Source organism: Micrococcus sp. Mcc28, from assembly GCF_024519775.1.
Classification (GTDB): domain Bacteria; phylum Actinomycetota; class Actinomycetes; order Actinomycetales; family Micrococcaceae; genus Micrococcus; species Micrococcus luteus.
The window spans coordinates 42068-60531 of the sequence record NZ_JALJRH010000004.1 but is presented as its reverse complement, the minus strand read 5'-3'; the positions used below and the strand labels follow the sequence as shown (position 1 = coordinate 60531).

At 72.7% G+C, this 18464-nt stretch carries 16 protein-coding genes; 5 read left to right on the top strand and 11 right to left on the bottom strand.

Annotated features, from left to right (window positions below; translation table 11 throughout):
- Positions 1 to 56: 56 nt before the first annotated feature.
- A complete protein-coding gene (locus NR073_RS03025; protein ID WP_049146950.1) occupies positions 57 to 557 on the bottom strand; it encodes an RDD family protein in 501 nt (166 codons plus the stop codon).
- A gap of 151 nt (positions 558 to 708) precedes the next feature.
- Between NR073_RS03025 and glnA the strand changes: the two genes are divergently transcribed.
- The gene (glnA, locus tag NR073_RS03020; protein WP_036314201.1) at positions 709 to 2133 is read left to right on the top strand and encodes a type I glutamate--ammonia ligase; all 1425 of its coding nucleotides are present in this window, start codon (positions 709 to 711) and stop codon (positions 2131 to 2133) included.
- 153 nt (positions 2134 to 2286) lie between these two features.
- Positions 2287 to 3291 (top strand): LLM class flavin-dependent oxidoreductase, encoded by a 1005-nt coding sequence (locus NR073_RS03015; RefSeq protein ID WP_036314199.1) that lies wholly within the window; start codon positions 2287 to 2289, stop codon positions 3289 to 3291.
- 66 nt (positions 3292 to 3357) lie between these two features.
- Here NR073_RS03015 and NR073_RS03010 read toward each other — a convergent pair whose 3' ends face one another.
- On the bottom strand, positions 3358 to 6480 hold the full coding sequence (locus tag NR073_RS03010) for a bifunctional [glutamine synthetase] adenylyltransferase/[glutamine synthetase]-adenylyl-L-tyrosine phosphorylase (RefSeq protein ID WP_082067608.1): 3123 nt from the start codon (positions 6478 to 6480) through the stop codon (positions 3358 to 3360).
- Between the two features lie 10 nt (positions 6481 to 6490).
- The gene (locus tag NR073_RS03005; protein WP_044659515.1) at positions 6491 to 7831 is read right to left on the bottom strand and encodes a glutamine synthetase family protein; all 1341 of its coding nucleotides are present in this window, start codon (positions 7829 to 7831) and stop codon (positions 6491 to 6493) included.
- Positions 7832 to 7867: 36 nt separating this feature from the next.
- On the opposite strand from NR073_RS03005, the gene panB reads away from it, so the two are divergent.
- Positions 7868 to 8731, top strand: coding sequence for a 3-methyl-2-oxobutanoate hydroxymethyltransferase (gene panB / locus NR073_RS03000; protein WP_044659514.1), 864 nt, complete (start codon positions 7868 to 7870; stop codon positions 8729 to 8731).
- A gap of 68 nt (positions 8732 to 8799) precedes the next feature.
- Here panB and NR073_RS02995 read toward each other — a convergent pair whose 3' ends face one another.
- Positions 8800 to 9012, bottom strand: coding sequence for an SPOR domain-containing protein (locus NR073_RS02995; protein WP_036340724.1), 213 nt, complete (start codon positions 9010 to 9012; stop codon positions 8800 to 8802).
- Between the two features lie 36 nt (positions 9013 to 9048).
- Between NR073_RS02995 and map the strand changes: the two genes are divergently transcribed.
- Complete coding sequence (map, locus tag NR073_RS02990) at positions 9049 to 9993, top strand: type I methionyl aminopeptidase (protein ID WP_127435149.1); 945 nt, start codon at positions 9049 to 9051, stop codon at positions 9991 to 9993.
- A 21-nt stretch (positions 9994 to 10014) separates the two neighbouring features.
- Complete coding sequence (ppgK, locus tag NR073_RS02985) at positions 10015 to 10839, top strand: polyphosphate--glucose phosphotransferase (RefSeq protein WP_049146942.1); 825 nt, start codon at positions 10015 to 10017, stop codon at positions 10837 to 10839.
- Positions 10840 to 10997: 158 nt separating this feature from the next.
- Here the strand turns inward: ppgK and nrdR are convergent, their stop codons facing one another.
- From nrdR to sepF, 7 genes are all read right to left on the bottom strand, one after another.
- Positions 10998 to 11492, bottom strand: a complete 495-nt coding sequence (gene nrdR / locus NR073_RS02980; protein ID WP_002855838.1) for a transcriptional regulator NrdR — start codon at positions 11490 to 11492, stop codon at positions 10998 to 11000.
- Positions 11493 to 11535: 43 nt separating this feature from the next.
- Positions 11536 to 15132, bottom strand: a complete 3597-nt coding sequence (gene dnaE, locus NR073_RS02975) for a DNA polymerase III subunit alpha (protein ID WP_044659512.1) — start codon at positions 15130 to 15132, stop codon at positions 11536 to 11538.
- Between the two features lie 107 nt (positions 15133 to 15239).
- On the bottom strand, positions 15240 to 16202 hold the full coding sequence (locus NR073_RS02970; RefSeq protein WP_082067607.1) for an RluA family pseudouridine synthase: 963 nt from the start codon (positions 16200 to 16202) through the stop codon (positions 15240 to 15242).
- Positions 16203 to 16206: 4 nt separating this feature from the next.
- Positions 16207 to 16677 (bottom strand): signal peptidase II, encoded by a 471-nt coding sequence (gene lspA / locus NR073_RS02965; protein WP_115166288.1) that lies wholly within the window; start codon positions 16675 to 16677, stop codon positions 16207 to 16209.
- Between the two features lie 56 nt (positions 16678 to 16733).
- The gene (locus tag NR073_RS02960) at positions 16734 to 17333 is read right to left on the bottom strand and encodes a DivIVA domain-containing protein (protein ID WP_073116553.1); all 600 of its coding nucleotides are present in this window, start codon (positions 17331 to 17333) and stop codon (positions 16734 to 16736) included.
- A 139-nt stretch (positions 17334 to 17472) separates the two neighbouring features.
- On the bottom strand, positions 17473 to 17769 hold the full coding sequence (locus tag NR073_RS02955; protein WP_049146938.1) for a YggT family protein: 297 nt from the start codon (positions 17767 to 17769) through the stop codon (positions 17473 to 17475).
- Positions 17770 to 17776: 7 nt separating this feature from the next.
- The gene (gene sepF, locus NR073_RS02950; protein WP_127435625.1) at positions 17777 to 18409 is read right to left on the bottom strand and encodes a cell division protein SepF; all 633 of its coding nucleotides are present in this window, start codon (positions 18407 to 18409) and stop codon (positions 17777 to 17779) included.
- Positions 18410 to 18464: the final 55 nt, after the last annotated feature.

Genomic DNA, 18464 nt, shown 5'->3' with positions numbered 1-18464 from the left:
CGTGTCCGGCCTCGCGTCGAGTCGGATCCGGCGTCGTCCGGCGCGGGCCGGTGCGCTCACATGCGGATCTCGACGGTGCCGGCGACCTTGTCGTGCATGCCGCGGCCGTCCGGGCCGACGACGACGGCCGGCAGCACGAGGCACAGCAGCGCCGTGCGCACCACCACGCGGTGCACGGGGGCGGTCCGGCCGCCGAGGCGCACCACCTGGGTGCGGCACACGGCCTTGCCCACGGTGGTGGCCAGCAGGGTGATGCCCAGGATGTGCATGGTGGCGAAGACCATCAGGGTGGCGATCGCGTCGGAGTCGAAGAGCAGCCAGGACACGCCCAGGGCCAGGAACCAGTCGATCACGAGGGCGACGGCGCGGCGGGCCGCAGTGGCCATCGAGGTCGGGCCGTGCTCGGGCAGGCCCAGCAGGTCCCCCGGCCAGCGGCCGCCGGCCAGGCCGCCGCCCGGACCGTCCACCCAGCCGGCGAGGTCGCGCCGGGTGATCAGCGGCTCGTCGCGGCGGGTCGGTTCGGGCTCTTGCGCGGGGTCGGGTGCTCTGCGTGCCACCGGCCCAGCCTACCGGCGCGGAACCGCGAGGCTCGCCGTGGGGCGTCACCGACGCCCACGGAGGCCGCCGGGCAAGTAGGGTGATGACACCCGCCACGCCAGCGCCGCCGTGCCGGACATGCCACCATCGTCACGACCACAGGAGCGCACCATGTTCACCTCCCCCGCGGACGTCCTCGCGTACATCAAGGATGAGGGGATCGAGTTCGTCGACGTCCGCTTCACCGACCTCCCCGGCATGCAGCACCACTTCAACGTGCCCGCCTCGAGCGTCGACGAGGACTTCTTCGTCACGGGCCAGCTCTTCGACGGCTCCTCGATCCGGGGCTTCGCCGGCATCGCCGAGTCCGACATGCAGCTCATCCCGGACGTCGCGACGGCCTTCGTGGACCCCTTCCGGGTCCGCAAGACCCTCACGATGAACTTCTCCATCGTGAACCCCCGCACCGGCGAGCCCTACCTGCGCGACCCGCGCGGCGTGGCCCAGCGCGCGGAGGCCTACCTGAGCTCCTCCGGCATCGCCGACACGGCGTTCTTCGCCCCCGAGGCCGAGTTCTTCATCTTCGAGGACGTCCGCTACGAGTCCTCCCCCCGCGGCTCGTTCTACGCCGTGGACTCGGACGAGGCCTGGTGGAACGCCTCCCGCGAGGACGAGGGCGGCAACCTGAGCCACAAGACCGGCCTCAAGGGCGGCTACTTCCCCGTCTCCCCCACGGACAAGCAGGCCGACCTGCGCGACGAGATCTGCTCGGTCCTGGCCGAGGTCGGCCTCGAGGTAGAGCGCTCCCACCACGAGGTGGGCGCCGCGGGCCAGGCGGAGATCAACTACCGCTTCAACACGCTGACCCACTCGGCGGACGACCTGCAGAAGTTCAAGTACGTCGTCAAGAACGTCGCCAACATGTTCGGCAAGTCCGCGACCTTCATGCCCAAGCCCGTCTTCGGCGACAACGGCTCCGGCATGCACTGCCACCAGTCCCTGTGGAACGGCGGCGAGCCGCTGTTCTTCGACGAGAAGGGCTACGCGAACCTCTCGGACACCGCCCGCTGGTACATCGGCGGCCTGCTGAAGCACGCCTCCGCGGTCCTGGCCTTCACCAACCCCACGGTGAACTCCTACCGCCGCCTGGTGCCGGGCTTCGAGGCCCCCGTGAACATGGTTTACTCGCAGGGCAACCGCTCGGCGGGCATCCGCATCCCGATCACCGGCTCCAACCCGAAGGCCAAGCGCATCGAGTTCCGCGCCCCGGACGCCTCGGGCAACCCGTACCTCGCGTTCGCCGCGCAGCTGATGGCCGGCCTGGACGGCATCCGCAACCGCATCGAGCCGGCCGAGCCGATCGACAAGGACCTCTACGAGCTGCCGGCCGAGGAGGCCGCCGACATCCAGAAGGCACCCGCCACCCTGGACGAGGCCCTGAACGCCCTCGAGGAGGACCACGAGTTCCTCCTGGCCGGCGACGTGTTCACCGAGGAGCTGATCGAGACCTGGATCGCGTACAAGCGCGAGATGGAGATCGCCCCGCTGGCCCTGCGCCCGAACCCCTACGAGTTCGAGCTGTACTACTCGGTCTGATCCGCCCGCCGCGGCCCCGACGACGGCCGTTCGTCTCCCACGCCGGAGGCGGGCGGCCGTCGTCGTGCCCGGCCGCGGAATAGTCCGGGGCCGGTGGGCGCTGGATCTGTGGAGACCTCCGCCCGGCCGGGCGGCCCGCAGACCAGGAGCACCATGACCGAGCACACCGCCCCCACCCCCCTGCCGCTGTCCCTGCTGGACCTCGCCCTCGTCCGCGACGGCGCCCCGATGGGCGAAGCCTTCGCCGAATCCGTGGAGCAGGCCCGCGTCGCCGAGGCCGCCGGCTTCCGGCGCGTCTGGTACGCGGAGCACCACAACATGCCCTCCATCGCCTCCTCCGCCACGGCCGTACTCATCGCGCACGTGGCCGCGCACACCGACTCGATCCGCCTCGGCTCCGGCGGCGTCATGCTGCCCAACCACTCGCCGCTGGTGATCGCCGAGCAGTTCGGCACCCTGGCCGAGCTGCACCCCGGCCGCATCGACCTGGGCCTGGGTCGCGCCCCCGGCACCGACCAGCGGACGCTGCAGGCGCTGCGCCGGGATCCGTCGGCGGCCGAGCGCTTCCCGCAGGACGTGCTCGAGCTGCAGGGCTACCTCACCGGCCAGAGCCTGATCCCCGGCATCGACGCCTACCCCGGCAAGGGCACCAACGTGCCGCTGTACATCCTCGGCTCCTCGGCGTTCGGCGCCCAGCTGGCCGCGCAGCTCGGCCTGGGCTACGCGTTCGCGAGCCACTTCGCACCGCAGATGCTCGAGCATGCGGCGCGCCTGTACCGGGAGCACTTCGAGCCCTCCGAGGCCCTCGCGGAGCCGCACTTCATCGCGGCGGCCAACGTGATCGCCGCGGACACCGAGGAGGTGGCCGAGCGGGAGTGGCAGGCCGCGCAGCGGGCGCGCATCCGGATGATGCTCGGCCGGGGCCGCACCCTCACCGACGACGAGGTCGAGATGCTGCTGCACTCCCCCGCCGGTCAGCAGGTGCTCGGGATGCTCGAGTGCACGGCCGTGGGCACCGGCCCGACGACGGCGGCGTGGCTGCACGACTTCGCGGCGCGGGTCCAGGCGGACGAGCTGATCATCACGACGGCGGCCCAGGACGCCGGCGTGCGGCGACGCACCCTGGAGCTGCTCGGGGAGCACGTCGTGCGCGCCTGAGCCGGCGCTCGCGACACCGGAGCACGGCCGGCCCGCCACCCCGTCGAGGTGGCGGGCCGGCGTCGTTCAGAGCCCGTAGAACCGGGTCTCGAACACCTGACGGGCCAGGCGGGTCACCCGCAGGTAGCGCTCCTCGAGCTCCCCGCCGGCCGTGCCCACCCCGCTGAGGCGGGCCACGGCCTCGAGGTCGCGCATGTTCGTGGGCAGCACGTCCGAGACCTTGCCCGTCCACAGCAGCAGGGCGGCGCGGATCCGGGTGGCCAGCAGCCACGCCTCCTCCAGCACGGCGACCTCGGCCTCGGGCAGCAGCCCGTGCCGGGCGATCGCCCGCAGGGCCGGCAGCGTGCCGGTGACCCGCAGGTCCTCGACCTCTCCCGCGTGGCGCAGCTGCAGGGACTGCACCAGCCACTCCACGTCCGAGAGCCCGCCGCGGCCGAGCTTGACGTGCCGGGAGGGGTCCGCGCCGCGGGGCAGGCGCTCGGCCTCCACACGGGCCTTGATGCGCCGGATCTCCCGCGCGTCCGCGGTGGTCAGGTCCCCGGCGTAGCGGACCCCGTCGGCCCACCGCCGGAAGTCGGTGGCCAGGTCGTCGTCGCCGGCCAGGGGCCGGGCGCGCAGCAGCGCCTGACGCTCCCACATCTCCGCCCAGCGCCCGTAGTACTCCCGGTACGAGTCCAGGGTGCGCACGAGCGGCCCCTGGCGCCCCTCGGGGCGCAGGTCGGCGTCCACCTCGAGCGGCCGCTCGCCGGGCAGCGGCGGGGTCGCGGGGCGGTGCAGCAGGGACATCAGCGTCCGCACGACCTCCTCGGCCTGCTCGCGCGCCCGCCCCTCGTCGACGCCGGGGCGTGGCCGGTGCACGAACAGGGCGTCCAGGTCCGAGCCGTAGGTGATCTCCCGGCCGCCCTGGCGGCCCATGGCCACCACGAGCACGTCGGTGAGCGGGTCGGCGTCCCCGACGACGGCGCGCGAGGCCACGCGCAGGGCGCCGACGACGGTGATCTGGTCGATGTCCGACAGGGCCCCGGTGACGGCCTCGAGGTCCAGCAGCCCCGAGATGTCCGCCAGGGCCACGCGCAGGGTCTCGCTGCGGCGCACCTGCCGCACATGGCGCACGGCCGCGGGGGCCTCCTCCGCGGCCACGCGGCGGTCGAGCCGCGCGTCGACCTGGCGCCAGAGCTGTATGGCGCCCCGGGGGTCGAGCTCCCGGTCGTCCCCCACCCAGGCCACGGCCTCGGGCGAGTGCTCGAGCAGGTCCCCCACGAACCGGGAGCCGGACAGGACCAGGCACAGCCGCCGGGCGGCGTCCGAGGAGTCGCGGAGCATCCGCAGATACCAGGCCGTGCCGCCCAGCGACTCGGAGAGCCGGCGGAAGGCGAGCAGGCCGCCGTCGGGGTCGGCGCCCCGCGCGAACCAGCCGAGCATGGCCGGCAGCAGCTGCCGCTGGACCGCGGCCCGGCGCGAGACGCCCTGCGTGAGGGCCTCGATGTGCCGCAGGGCGCCCTGCGGGTCGCGGTAGCCCAGCGCCGCCAGGCGGTCGCGGACGGCCTCCGCGGACAGCCGCACGTCCTCGGCGGACAGGGCGGCCGTCGTCGACAGCAGCGGCCGGTAGAACACGGTCTCGTGGAGACCGCGCACGGCGCGGCGCACGCGCGTGAACTCGGCCTGGAGGTCCTCGCCGGTGGCGGGGCCCCGGTCGGCGGCGCCGCGCATCGACCGGGCGACGACGCGGCGGGCCTCTTCCTTGACCGGCATCAGGTGGGTGCGCCGCAGGTGCACGAGCTGGATGCGGTGCTCGAGGGTGCGCAGCCACCGGTAGTGCTCGTCGAACGCCCGCGCGTCTCGCGTGGTGACGTAGGAGGCGGCGTGCAGCGCCCGCACCGCGTCGAGCGTGCCGCGCACCCGCAGCGACTCGTCCGCACGGCCGTGCACGAGCTGGAGCAGCTGGGCCGTGAACTCGACGTCGCGCAGGCCGCCGGGCCCGAGCTTGATCTCCCGCTCGCGCTCCGCGGGGGCGAGGGTGTCCAGGACCCGGGCGCGCATGGCCCGGACGGACTCGACGAACCCGTCGCGCGCGGAGGACTCCCACACCCGGGGCCAGATTTCCGCGATGTAGCGCTCGCCGAGCTGTGGCGAGCCCGCGATGGGGCGGGCCTTGAGCAGGGCCTGGAACTCCCAGCCGTGGGCCCAGCGGCGGTAGTACTCGGCGTGGGACTCCACGGTGCGGCTCAGGGCGCCGTCCTTGCCCTCGGGACGCAGGTTGGCGTCGACTTCCCACAGTCCCGGCTCGGGGGCCGCGCCCTGGATCACGCGGCCGATGCCCGCGGCCAGCTCGGCCGCGAGCGCGGCGGCGCGCGGCCCGTCCGGGACCTCGGCGTCGGGGTCCGCGCCGTCCGCGGCCTCGCGGACGGCGTGGGCGAACACGACGTCCACGTCTGAGACGTAGTTGAGTTCGCCGGCGCCGCACTTGCCCATGCCGATCACGGCGAGGTCCACGCGGTCCACCACGGGGCCCTCCCGCTCGGTGAGGACGGCCCGTGAGACGGCGAGCGCCGCGTCCACGGCGGCGCCGGCCAGGTCCGCGAGCCAGCGGCCCACCGAGGGCATGGCCGCCGTGGGCTCGGCGGAGTCGAGGTCGCGCAGGGCGATCGCGGCCAGCTGGCGGCGGTAGGCGCGGCGCAAGGCGACGGCGGCGTCCTTGCCGGTGACGGCCGCGAGGGGGCGGTCGGCGTCCGGGTCGGCGTCCACCGAGTCCAGGAGCAGGCGGCGCAGGGCGGCGGACGCATCACCCCAGGGCTCGCCGGCGGTCGGGTCGGGCTGGGCGAGGGCGGGTGCGGTGGCGGCGGCCGCGTCCGGGTCGAGGACGAGGTCCAGTTGCTCGGGACGGCGGATGAGGAACTCGCCGAGGGCCTCGGAGGCGCCGAGCAGCCGCAGCAGGCGGGCCGTCGTCTCGGGGTCCCGGAGGGCGTGGTGGACGCGGGGCTCGCGCTCGGCCAGGCGCACCCACAGCAGCAGGGCCCGGTCGGGATCGGCGGCGTGGCCGAGGAGCTCGACAAGGGGACGCACGTCCACGCCCTCGAACTCGGGCGAGGTGAGCAGCGTCTGCACGCGGCCGGCGTCGGCGACGCCGGCGTGCGCGAGGGTGCGGCGGTCCGGGGCGTCGGCGGTCGCCGCGTCGGGCAGGGCGGACACGGCCGGCGCCTCAGAGGCCGGAGAGGTAGCGCCGCAGCTCGTACGGCGTGACCTCCACCCGGTAGTCGTCCCACTCCTGGCGCTTGTTGCGCAGCAGGGCGTCGAAGACGTGCTCGCCCAGAACGGATGCCACGAACTCGGACTCCTCGGCGGCGCGCAGGGCGTCGTGCAGGGTGCCGGGCAGGGGGACGTGGCCGAGCACGCGCCGCTCGTGGGTGGTCAGCGCGCTGATGTCCTCGGCGGCGGACTCGGGCAGCTCGTAGCCCTCCTCGATGCCCTTGAGCCCGGCCGCGATCAGCAGGGCGTAGGCGAGGTACGGGTTGGCCGAGGCGTCGATGCCGCGGTACTCGATGCGGGCCGAGCCGGCCTTGTCCGGCTTGTACAGGGGCACGCGCACGAGGGCGGAGCGGTTGTTGTGCCCCCACGAGGTGTACGACGGGGCCTCTCCCCCGCCCCAGAGGCGCTTGTAGGAGTTCACGAACTGGTGGGTCACCGCGGTGATCTCCACGGAGTGGCGCAGCAGGCCCGCGATGAACCGGCGGCCCGTGACGGAGAGCCGGAACTCGTCCGCGGGGTCGTAGAACGCGTTCGCGTCACCCTCGAAGAGGGAGAAGTGGGTGTGCATGCCGGAGCCCGGGTGGTGGGAGAACGGCTTGGGCATGAACGTGGCGTAGGTGCCCTGGGCGGCGGCGACCTCCTTGACGACGGTCCGGAACGTCATCACGTTGTCCGCCGTCGTGAGCGCGTCCGCCGCGCGCAGGTCGATCTCGTTCTGGCCGGGGCCGTTCTCGTGGTGGCTGAACTCGACGGAGATGCCCATCCCCTCGAGGAGGCTGACGGCGTCGCGGCGGAAGTCGGCCGCGTCGGAGCCGGGCACGTTGTCGAAGTAGCCCGCGCGGTCCACGGGCACCGGCTCCCCGTCCGGGCCGGGCTGGTCCGACTGCAGGAGGTAGAACTCGATCTCCGGGTGGGTGAAGCACGTGAAGCCCCGGTCGGCGGCCCGGTCCAGCACGCGGCGCAGCACGTGCCGCGGGTCGGCGGGGGCGGGGCGGCCGTCCGGGGTGAGCACGTCGCAGAACATCCGGGAGCTCTGTCCCTGGTCGCCGCGCCACGGCAGGATCTGGAAGGTCGAGGGGTCGGGCTGCAGCAGCATGTCCGACTCGGAGATGCGGGTGTATCCGTCGATCGAGGAGCCGTCGAAGCCCAGGCCCTCCGTGAAGGCGTTCTCCACCTCGGCCGGAGACAGGGCCACCGACTTCAGGGTGCCGATCACGTCCGTGAACCAGAGCCGGACGAACCTGACGTCCCGGTCCTCGATGGTGCGGAGCACGTAGTCCTGCTGTCGATCCATGCCGCCACTCTAGACGCGCCGCGTAGACTCCGGCCCATGTCTGCTCCCCAGTCCCCCCGGCAGCCTGACGACACCGCCCCCTACGGTCCGCCCGCCCCGTCCCGGTACCGGACGGTCCACCTGCAGCGGGCCAAGGACGAGGGCCGGCGCTTCGCGATGCTCACCACCTACGACGCGATGACGGCGGCCCTGTTCGACGAGGCCGGCGTCGAGGTGCTGCTCGTGGGCGACTCGGTGGGCAACACCATGCTGGGCCACCCGACCACCCTGCCGGTCACCCTGGACCAGATGATCCTGTTCACCCAGGCCGTGGTGCGCGGTGCCGAGCGTGCCCTCGTGGTCGCGGACCTGCCCTTCGGCTCGTACGAGGCCTCCCCGCGGCAGGCCGTCGAGTCGGCCGTCCGCCTCGTGAAGGAGTCCGGCGCGCACGCCGTCAAGGTGGAGGGCGACGAGCGCTTCGCCGAGCACGTGGCCGCGATGACGGCCGCCGGCGTCGCGGTCATGGCCCACATCGGCTTCACCCCGCAGTCCGAGCACGTGCTCGGCGGCTACCGGGTGCAGGGCCGCGGCGCGGGGGCGGCCGAGCGGATGACCGTGTCGGCCCAGGCCCTCGAGGCCGCGGGGGCGTTCGCCGTCCTGATGGAGATGGTCCCCTCGGACGTCGCCGCCGCCGTCGACGCCGCACTGCGGGTGCCCACCGTGGGCATCGGCGCGGGCCCGGGCACCACGGGCCAGGTGCTCGTGTGGCAGGACATGCTCGGTCTACGCGAGGGACGGGTGCCCCGGTTCGTCCGTCAGTACGCCCGCCTGCACGAGGTCGTGGGTGAGGCGGTCCGGGCCTATCGCGCGGACGTGCTCGACGGCGCGTTCCCGGCCCCGGAGCACGGCTTCGAGGGCTGAACCCGCCCCCTGAGACGACCGGGCCCCCGTCCCGAGGGACGGGGGCCCGGTGTCGTCCGGTGCCGCGGTCAGGAGGCGTCGTCGACGGGACGGCTGTCCCAGTCGTCGTCGCGCGCGTCCTCGGCGTCGGCGGCCTCGTTGTTCGCCCGCACGCGGTCCATCGCGGCCTGGGCCTCCTCACGGGTGCCGAACGGGCCCAGCAGCTGGGACCAGTCCGACTGGGCGCCCACCTCCACCTGATGCGTGTTGACGTTGTACCAGAACTCGCTCGTCTCGGTCATGGGGGCCACAGTAGCCGGGCCGATAGGCTGGAGGACATGTCCCAGCGTCAGAACCCCGCCGCCCCGTCCAGCCACAACGGTCCCCGCCCCGCGGGCCCCACCGCACCGGAGCCCGGGTCGCTCGCCCCCGTCGGCACTCTGACGCCCGGGGCCCCGTCCCCCGCCCCGCCCGTGCCGGCCGCGATCCCGCGCCCCGAGTACGTCGGCAGGGCCACCCCGGACGAGGGCAACGCCTCGGACGTCTACGACGCCACCGGCGTCGAGCGGATCCGCGCCGCCGGCCGCCTGGCCGCGCAGGCCATGGAGCACACCGCCGCCCACATCCGCCCGGGCGTCACCACGGACGAGCTGGACCGGATCGCGCACGCCTTCCTCGTGGAGCGCGGCGCCTACCCGTCCTGCCTGGGCTACCGCGGCTTCCCGCGGTCCATCTGCACCTCGATCAACGAGGTCATCTGCCACGGCATCCCGGACGGCACCGTCCTGGAGGACGGGGACATCGTCAACCTGGACATCACCGCGTACCTGGACGGCGTCCACGGGGACCACAACCGCACCTACCTGGTCGGCGACGTGGACGAGGAGTCCCGGCTGCTCGTCGAGCGCACCGAGGAGGCCCTGCGCCGCGGCATCCGCGCCGTGAAGCCCGGCCGTCAGGTCAACGTGATCGGCCGCGCCATCGAGTCCTACGCCAAGCGCTTCGGCTACGGCGTGGTGCGCGACTTCATCGGCCACGGCGTGGGCGTGGACTTCCACTCCGGCCTCGTGATCCCCCACTACGACGCGGCCCCGGCCCACGACCGCCTGCTCGTGCCCGGCATGGTGTTCACCATCGAGCCGATGCTCACCCTCGGCACGATCGAGTGGGACCAGTGGGACGACGGCTGGACCGTGGTGACCCGCGACCGCCGTCGCACCGCGCAGTTCGAGCACACGATCGTGGTCACGGACGACGGCGCGGAGATTCTCACGCTGCCGTGACCCGGCACTAAGCTGGGGGCCGTGACGACGCACACCAGCACCGCCCAGCGCTCCTCCAAGTACCCCACGACGATCGGCATCGACGTCGGGGGGACCGGCATGAAGGGCGGCCTGGTCCGCCTCGGGTCGGGGCCGAAGGCCGGCACCCTGCGCGGGGACCGCTTCCGCATCCCCACGCCGCAGCCGGCCATGCCCGAGCCCGTGGCGGCGACCCTGGCGGCCATCACCGCCGAGCTCGACGGGCGCGAGAAGGCGCCGAAGCCCTCCGCCCCGCTGGGCGTGTGCTTCCCCTCGATCGTCAAGGACGGGGTGTGCCTGTCCGCGAACAACATCGACCACTCGTGGATCGGCACCGATCTGCGCGGCACGTTCGAGGAGCACCTGCGCCGCCCCGTGACCGTGGTCAACGACGCCGACGCGGCCGGCCTCGCGGAGGCCCGCTACGGGGCCGGGCGGGGCGTGCGCGGCCTGGTGCACGTGATCACGCTCGGCACCGGCATCGGCGGCGCGATGATCCACGACGGCGTGCTCGTCCCGAACTTCGAGGTCGGATCCCTGGAGCTCGACGGCGTGATGGCCGAGTCGCGGGCCTCCGCGAAGGCCCGGGAGCGCGATCAGCTCAGCTGGGCCGAGTACGCCGAGCGACTGCAGCGCTTCTTCTCCCACGTGGAGCGGATCTTCTCGCCCGACCTGTTCATCGTCGGCGGCGGCATCTCCAAGCGGCCGGACGACTACCTGCCGCTGCTGCGCCTGCGCACCCCGATCGTCCCGGCCCAGCTGCAGAACAACGCGGGCATCGTGGGCGCCGCCCTGGCCGCGCACGGCTCGCTCGCCGACGGCAACTGAGGGCGCAGACACCGAGGGCGGTTCCGGCTTCCCCTCCGGAACCGCCCTCGGCAGTCTTGCCGGGCCGACCGAGGTCGACCCGGGGATCACTGTAGCGCCTGGAGGCCGTGCGCACCACTGCAGCGTCGATCCCGGCCGCGCCGTCGCATCGGCCCAGGTCAGCGGGTGAACAGCCGCGGCTGCACGGCGGGACGGCCGCGGTCGTCCCCGTCACCGGCCCGGAGCTCCGCGATGGCCTCCTCGAAGTCGTCGAGGGACTCGAAGTCCCGGTAGACGGAGGCGAAGCGCAGGAAGGCCACCTGGTCGAGACGGCGCAGCGGATCGAGGATGGCCAGGCCGACGTCGTGGGCGTCCACCTCGGCGTTGCCCGTGGCACGGACCGTCTCCTCGACCTCCTGGGCGAGCATGGCCAGGTCGTCGCTCGTCACCGGCCGCCCCTGGCACGCCTTCCGGACGCCGTTGATCACCTTGGAGCGGTCGAACGGCTCCGCCACCCCGGAGCGCTTGACGACGGTCAGGGCGGTGGTCTCCATGGTGGTGAACCGCTTCCCGCAGGCCTGACACTGCCGACGCCGACGGATGGCGGAGCCGTCGTCGAGGGAGCGCGAGTCGACCACGCGCGAGTCCTCATGACGGCAGAACGGGCAGTGCATCAGCTCTCTCCTCCTGGGCGGGGCACTCCCATGCTACGTCCGCTCAGCCGAGGCAGGCCGGACCCAGCAGGATCTTGAGGTCCCCGAACAGCGCCGGGTTCGGGCTCACCCGGAACTGCGGGCCCAGCTGGAACTCCTGCGTGGCACGCTGGCCCACCAGGGACAGCCGCACCTCCGAGGAGCCCTCGTGGGTGCGCAGCACGTCCGCCAGCTGGCCCATGACCTGCTCCGTGGCCTTGAACGCGGGCAGCGTGATCCGCACGGGGCCGCCGGGGCCGTCCGAGAGCTCCGGGATGGTCAGCTCCATCGCCGACAGGGACACCGACCCGTCGTCCCGGCGCTGCACCCTGCCCTTGACGGCGACGACGAGGTCCTCGGCCAGCATCATCGCGATGGGCGCGTACACCTGGCCGAAGAACATGACGTCCATCGAGCCGCCGAGGTCCTCGATCTCGCAGCGCGCGTACGCGTTGCCCGAGGACTTGGCGATGCGGCGCTCGAGCGTGGTGACCAGGCCCGCGATGGTGACGATCGCGCCGTCCGCGGGCCCGTCGTCGTCGAGCACGCGGGTGATCTGGACGTCGGCGTGCTGGGCCAGGACGCCGTCGAGGCCCTGCAGCGGATGGTCGGACACGTACAGGCCCAGCATCTCGCGCTCGAACGCGAGCTTCTCCTTCTTGGCCCACTCCGGCAGGTCCGGGACGGCGACGCCGTCCGCGGCGTCGGAGTCGTCCTCGTCGCCGCCGCCGAGCGCGAACAGGTCGAAGGTGAACTCGCCGTGATCCTCCTTGCGCTTCTGCGCCACGGTGGCGTCCACGGCCTCCTCGTGCACGGCCAGCAGGGCGCGGCGGGCGTAGCCGAGGGAGTCGAAGGCGCCGGCCTTGATCATGGACTCGATGGTGCGCTTGTTGCACACCACGAGCGGCACCTTCGCCAGGAAGTCGCCGAAGCCCGTGTACGAGCCCTTGTCCTCGCGCGCCTGGACCATGCCCTTGACCACGTTGGCGCCCACGTTGCGGACGGCGCCCATGCCGAAGCGGATGTCCCGGCCGACGGGGGTGAAGGTCAGGTGGGACTCGTTCACGTCCGGGGGCAGCACCGTGATGCCCATGTGGCGGCACTCGTTGAGGTACATGGCCAGCTTGTCCTTGTCGTCGCCCACCGAGGTGAGCAGCGCCGCCATGTACTCCGCCGGGTAGTGCGCCTTGAGGTAGGCCGTCCAGTAGGAGACCAGGCCGTAGGCGGCCGAGTGCGCCTTGTTGAACGCGTAGTCCGAGAAGGGCAGCAGGATGTCCCACAGGGCCTTCACCGCGGCCTCCGAGTAGCCGCGGTCCAGCATGCCCTGGTGGAACGCCTCGTACTGCTTGTCCAGCTCCGACTTCTTCTTCTTGCCCATCGCGCGGCGCAGGATGTCGGCCTGGCCGAGCGAGTAGCCCGCCACCTTCTGGGCGATCGCCATGACCTGCTCCTGATACACGATCAGGCCGTAGGTGGTGTCCAGGATCTCCCGCAGCGGCTCCTCCAGCTCCGGGTGGATCGGGGTGATCTCCTGCTGCCCGTTCTTGCGCAGCGCGTAGTTGGTGTGCGAGTTCGCGCCCATGGGGCCGGGGCGGTACAGGGCGATGGTCGCCGAGATGTCCTCGAAGTTGTCCGGGCGCATCATCTTCAGCAGCGAGCGCATGGGGCCGCCGTCGAGCTGGAACACGCCGAGGGTGTCGCCGCGGGCCAGCAGCTCGTAGGCCGCCGGGTCGTCCACGTCGAGGGTCTCCAGGTCCAGGTCCACGCCCTGGTTCGCCTTCACGTTCTCGAGCGCGTCCGAGATGATCGTGAGGTTGCGCAGCCCCAGGAAGTCCATCTTGATCAGGCCCAGGGACTCCGCCATCGGGTAGTCGAACTGGGTGATGACCTGGCCGTCCTGGAGACGACGCATGATCGGGATGACGTCGATCACCGGCACCGAGGACATGATCACGCCGGCCGCGTGCACGCCCCACTGCCGCTTCAGACCCTCGAGACCCTTGGCGGTCTCGAAGACCTCCTTCGCCACCGGGTCCGTGGCGATCAGCTCGCGGAAGGGCGCGGCCTCCCCGTAGCGCGGGGCCGCGGGGTCCTCGATGTCCTTGAGCGGGATGTCCTTGGCCATCACCGCCGGCGGCAGCGCCTTGGTGAGGGACTCGCCCATCGAGAACGGCTGGTCCATCACGCGGGCCGAGTCCTTCAGGGCCTGCTTGGTCTTGATGGTGCCGTACGTGACGATCATGGTGACGCGCTCGTCGCCGTACTTGCGGGTGACGTAGTCGATCACCTCGGAGCGACGGCGGTCGTCGAAGTCGACGTCGAAGTCGGGCATGGACACGCGGTCCGGGTTGAGGAACCGCTCGAAGATCAGCCCGTGCTTGAGCGGGTCCAGGTCCGTGATGCGCAGCGCGTACGCCACCATCGATCCGGCGCCCGAGCCACGGCCCGGGCCCACCCGGATGCCGTTCTCCTTGGCCCAGTTGATGAAGTCGGCCACGACGAGGAAGTACCCGGGGAAGCCCATCGAGATGATGACGTCCAGCTCGTAGTCCGCCTGCTTGCGCACGTGGTCCGGCACGCCGTCCGGGTAGCGGTAGGCCAGACCGGAGGCGACCTCCTTGATGAGCCAGCTGGTCTCGTCCTCGCCCTCCGGCGTGGGGAAGACCGGCATGTAGTTGGCCTTCGTGTCGAACTCGACCTCGCACCGCTCGGCGATGAGCAGCGTGTTGTCGCAGGCCTCGGGCAGCTCCGCGAAGAGCTCGCGCATCTGCCGCGGGGACTTCAGGTAGTACTCGGTGCCGGAGAACGCGAAGCGGGAGCCGCCCTGGTCGTAGCTGGGCTCGTTGAGCTTCGAGCCCGACTGCAGGGCCAGCAGCGCCTCGTGCGCCTTGGCGTCGTGCTCGTGGGTGTAGTGCAGGTCGTTCGTGGCCACGAACGGCAGGCCCAGGTCCTTGGCGAGCCGGCGCAGGTCCGTCATCACCCGGCGCTCGATGTCGAGGCCGTGGTGCATGATCTCGCAGTAGTAGTTGTCCTTGCCGAAGATGTCCCGGAAGTCCGAGGCCGCCTGCATCGCCTCCCGGTACTGGCCCAGGCGCAGGCGCGTCTGCACCTCGCCGGAGGGGCAGCCCGTGGTGGCGATCAGGCCCTTCGAGTACTGGCTCAGCAGCTCCCGGTCCAGCCGCGGCCACTTGGCGTACACCGAGTCCAGCGAGGCGATCGAGCCCATCCGGAACAGGTTGTGCATCCCCTCGGTGGTCTCGCTCAGCAGCGTCATGTGCGTGTACGCACCGCCGCCGGACACGTCGTCCCCCCGCTGGTGGGGCTCGCCCCAGCGGGTCTTCTCCTTGTCCGTGCGGTGCTGATGCCCGGGGGCCACGTAGGCCTCGAGCCCGATGATCGGCTTGACGCCCGCCGCCTTCGCCTTGGACCAGAAGTCGTAGGCGCCGAAGAGGTAGCCGTGGTCCGTGATGGCCAGCGAGTCCATGCCCAGCCGCTGAGCCTCGGCGAACAGGTCGTCCAGCTTCGCGGCGCCGTCGAGCATGGAGTACTCGGTGTGCGTGTGCAGGTGGACGAAGCCGCCGTCCTTCACGGCGTCGGCGCGGGCGTCGGCGGACACGGTCATGCGGGGTGGGCCTTTCGACGGGGAGGACAGCGGGGCCGCACCAGCCTACTCGTGGTGCCCGGGCGGCGGGGCCGGACCGGGACGGGGGTCACGTCGACGGTGCAGGCTCAGTCCTCGTCGCCGCGCAGCGCCGCCAGGGCGTGGGCGAGGTCCTCCGGATACGGGGAGGTGATCGTCACCGGCTCCCCCGTGACCGGGTGCGGGAACGCCAGCCGGTGGGCGTGCAGCCACTGGCGGGTCAGCCCGAGCTCGGCCGCCAGGCGCGGATCCGCCCCGTACGTGAGGTCGCCGACGCACGGGTGGCGCAGCGCCGAGGTGTGCACGCGGATCTGGTGGGTGCGCCCGGTCTCCAGGTGGACCTCGAGCAGGGTGGCCCGGCCGAACACCTCGAGCGTCTCGTAGTGGGTCACGGACGGCCGGCCGTCCTCGAGCACCGCGAACTTCCAGTGATGGCCGGGATGCCGCCCGATGGGCGCGTCCACGGTGCCGCTCAGCGGGTCCGGGATGCCCTGGACCACGGCGTGGTAGACCTTCTCCGGCACGCGCTCGCGGAACTGGTCCTTCATGGCCGTGTAGGCGCGCTCGGTCTTGGCCACGACCATGACCCCGGTGGTGCCGACGTCGAGCCGGTGCACGATCCCCTGGCGCTCGGGGGCGCCCGAGGTGGTGATGTCGTAGCCGAGGGCGGCCAGGGCGCCCACCACGGTGGGCCCGACCCAGCCGGGCGAGGGGTGTGCGGCCACGCCGGTGGGCTTGTCCACGGCCACCAGGTCCTCGTCCTCGTACAGGATGCTCAGCGCGTCCACGCGCTCTGCCCTCACTTCCAGGGGGTCGGGGTCGTCGGGGACGTCGACGGCGAGGGTCTCCCCCGCCACGGCCTTCGCGGACTTGGCCAGGACGCGGTCCCGGCGGCCGGAGCGCGACTCGGCCCGCACCAGGCCCCGGGTGAACCAGTCCGCCAGCAGCGAGCGGGAGACGCCGAACGCGTCGGCGAGCACCGCGTCGACCCGCCGGCCCGCCTCGGCCTCGGTGACCTCGAGCCGCTCGGTCAGTCCCGGTCTCATGCCCATGTCCTCACGCCTCCCGTGTGCCGTCCAGGCGGCGGCCGGTCATCACGAGCAGGGCGACGCCGATGACGGAGCAGACGATGAACGAGTCCGCCACGTTGAAGATCGCGAAGTGCGGCACGGAGATCATGTCGACCACGTGGCCGCGCCCGAACGCCGGGGGCCGGAACAGCCGGTCCGTGAGGTTGCCGAGCACGCCGCCGGCGAGCCCGCCCAACGCCAGGGCCCACGGCGTCGAGCGCACGCGGGCGATCCCGACGAGGGCGGCCACCGCCACCACGGCTTGGATGACGGTGAACACCCAGGTGTGGTCCTCGCCGATGGAGAAGGCCGCGCCCGGGTTCAGGATGTAGTGCCAGCGCAGCACCCCGGGGATCACCGTGACGGAGTCCCCCAGCTGCATCGTGCTCTCGACCGCGTACTTGGTCAGCTGGTCGAGGGCGTAGGCCAGCACCGCCACGATGAGGGCGGTGAGCACGGCTCGCCGGCCCGCGCGAGGGGATCGCGGGGCCGGCGCGGCGTCGACGGCACGACTCACGCCGTGGGCGTGGGGGGCTCGACGCGCTTCTGGGCGCGGATCTCCCGCAGCTGGCCCTCGATGTAGGAGGTGAGGCGGCTGCGGTAGTCGGTCTCGAAGCTGCGCAGCTGTTCGACCTCGCCCTCCAGACCGGCCTTCTCCTCGGCCAGGGCCTCGAGGGTGCGGGCCTTCTGCTCCTCGGCGTCGCTGACGAGCCGGGCCGCGGTGGCCTCGGCCTCGGCCACGAGCTCGGTGCTGCGCTGCTCGCCCGCGGCGACGTGCTCGTCGTGCAGCCGCTGGGCCATGGCCAGGACGCCGGCGGCGGAGGTCGCGGCCGCGTCGGCGGACTCGGGGGCGGCGGCCGGGGCCGCCTCCTCGACGGAGGCCGGCGTCGCGGCGGCCTGCGGGGTGTCCGCAGCGGGGCCGGCGGCCGGGGCGGCGCCGCCGGCGCGCAGCTCCGCGTTCTCGGACTCGAGCTGCTCGTTGAGGGCGATCAGGCGCTTGAACTCCGCCACGATCTCGTCGAGGAAGTCATCCACCTCGGTCTGGTCGTAGCCCTCGCGGAACTTCGTGGGCTGGAACTGCTTGTTGACCACGTCTTCCCAGGACAGCGCCATGGAACCGTCTCGCTCTCTGCTCGGTGCTCGGGGACGGCCGGGCGGCCCGGCGCGTCGACGGCCGGCGCGCCGGTGAGGGGCGGCGCCGATCCTGCCGCGAAGACTACCACCGGGGCCGACAGCCGCCCCGGGCCGCGGGTCAGGCCACGCCGGCCAGGCTCAGCACCAGGACCCGCAGCAGGACGACGCCGAGGAACACGATGAGGAAGGCCACGTCCAGGCCGATGCCGCCCAGGTTCACCGGCGGCACGGCACGACGCACGGGGCGCAGCAACGGGTCGGTGGCCCCGTACACGCCGCTGGCCAGCACGAGGGCCGCCCCGGTGGGGCGCCAGTGGCGGGCGAACGACTGCGTGACGTCCAGGACGATCCGCACGGTCAGCGCCGCGAGCACCACCGTCAGGGCGAGGTAGGCGAGGGCGAGGAGCAGCTGCATGGGCGCCTCAGTCGCCGTCGAACGGGGAGTCGACCGCGCCGGACTCGCCCTGCTCGGCGCCGACGACGTCCACGGTGGCCGGGGTCAGCAGGAACACCTTGCTGGTGATGCGGGAGATCGAGCCGTGCAGGCCGAAGACGAGGCCGGCCGCGAAGTCCACGAGGCGCTTGGCCTCGTTCTCACCGAGGTCGGTCACGTTCATGATCACGGGGACGCCGGAGCGGAAGGCCTCGCCGATCGCCTTCGCGTCGTTGTAGGAGCGGGGGTGGACGGTGGACAGGGTGTGCACGGAGGCTCCTTCGGCAGACGACGCTGCGGCTCGCTTGATGGGGGTCACCGGGGCCCGGTAGCCCGGGTCGACCGGCTCGGGACGCGCCGGACGCCGGGGTTCGACGGGTTCGGCCGCGGTGGAGCCGGACGGGATCACGGGCTCCGGCCGCTCGGCCGGCTCGGGATCGCGGACCGCAGCGGGGCGGACGGCCTCCATGTGGGGGTCGGTGTCCGGCTCCGCGGGGCGTCGCGCCTCGACGACCTCGTGTCGGGTCGCGGCCTCCCGCTCGGTGGCACGGGGCTGCTCGTCGTACTCGTCGCCGTCGGCCAGGCCGAGGTAGATCATCGTCTTCTTCAGGGCACCAGCCATGAGTCTTCCTTCACCACGTCCTCCGGCCCCGGGGGCCGCCGTCGTTCGTCGTCGG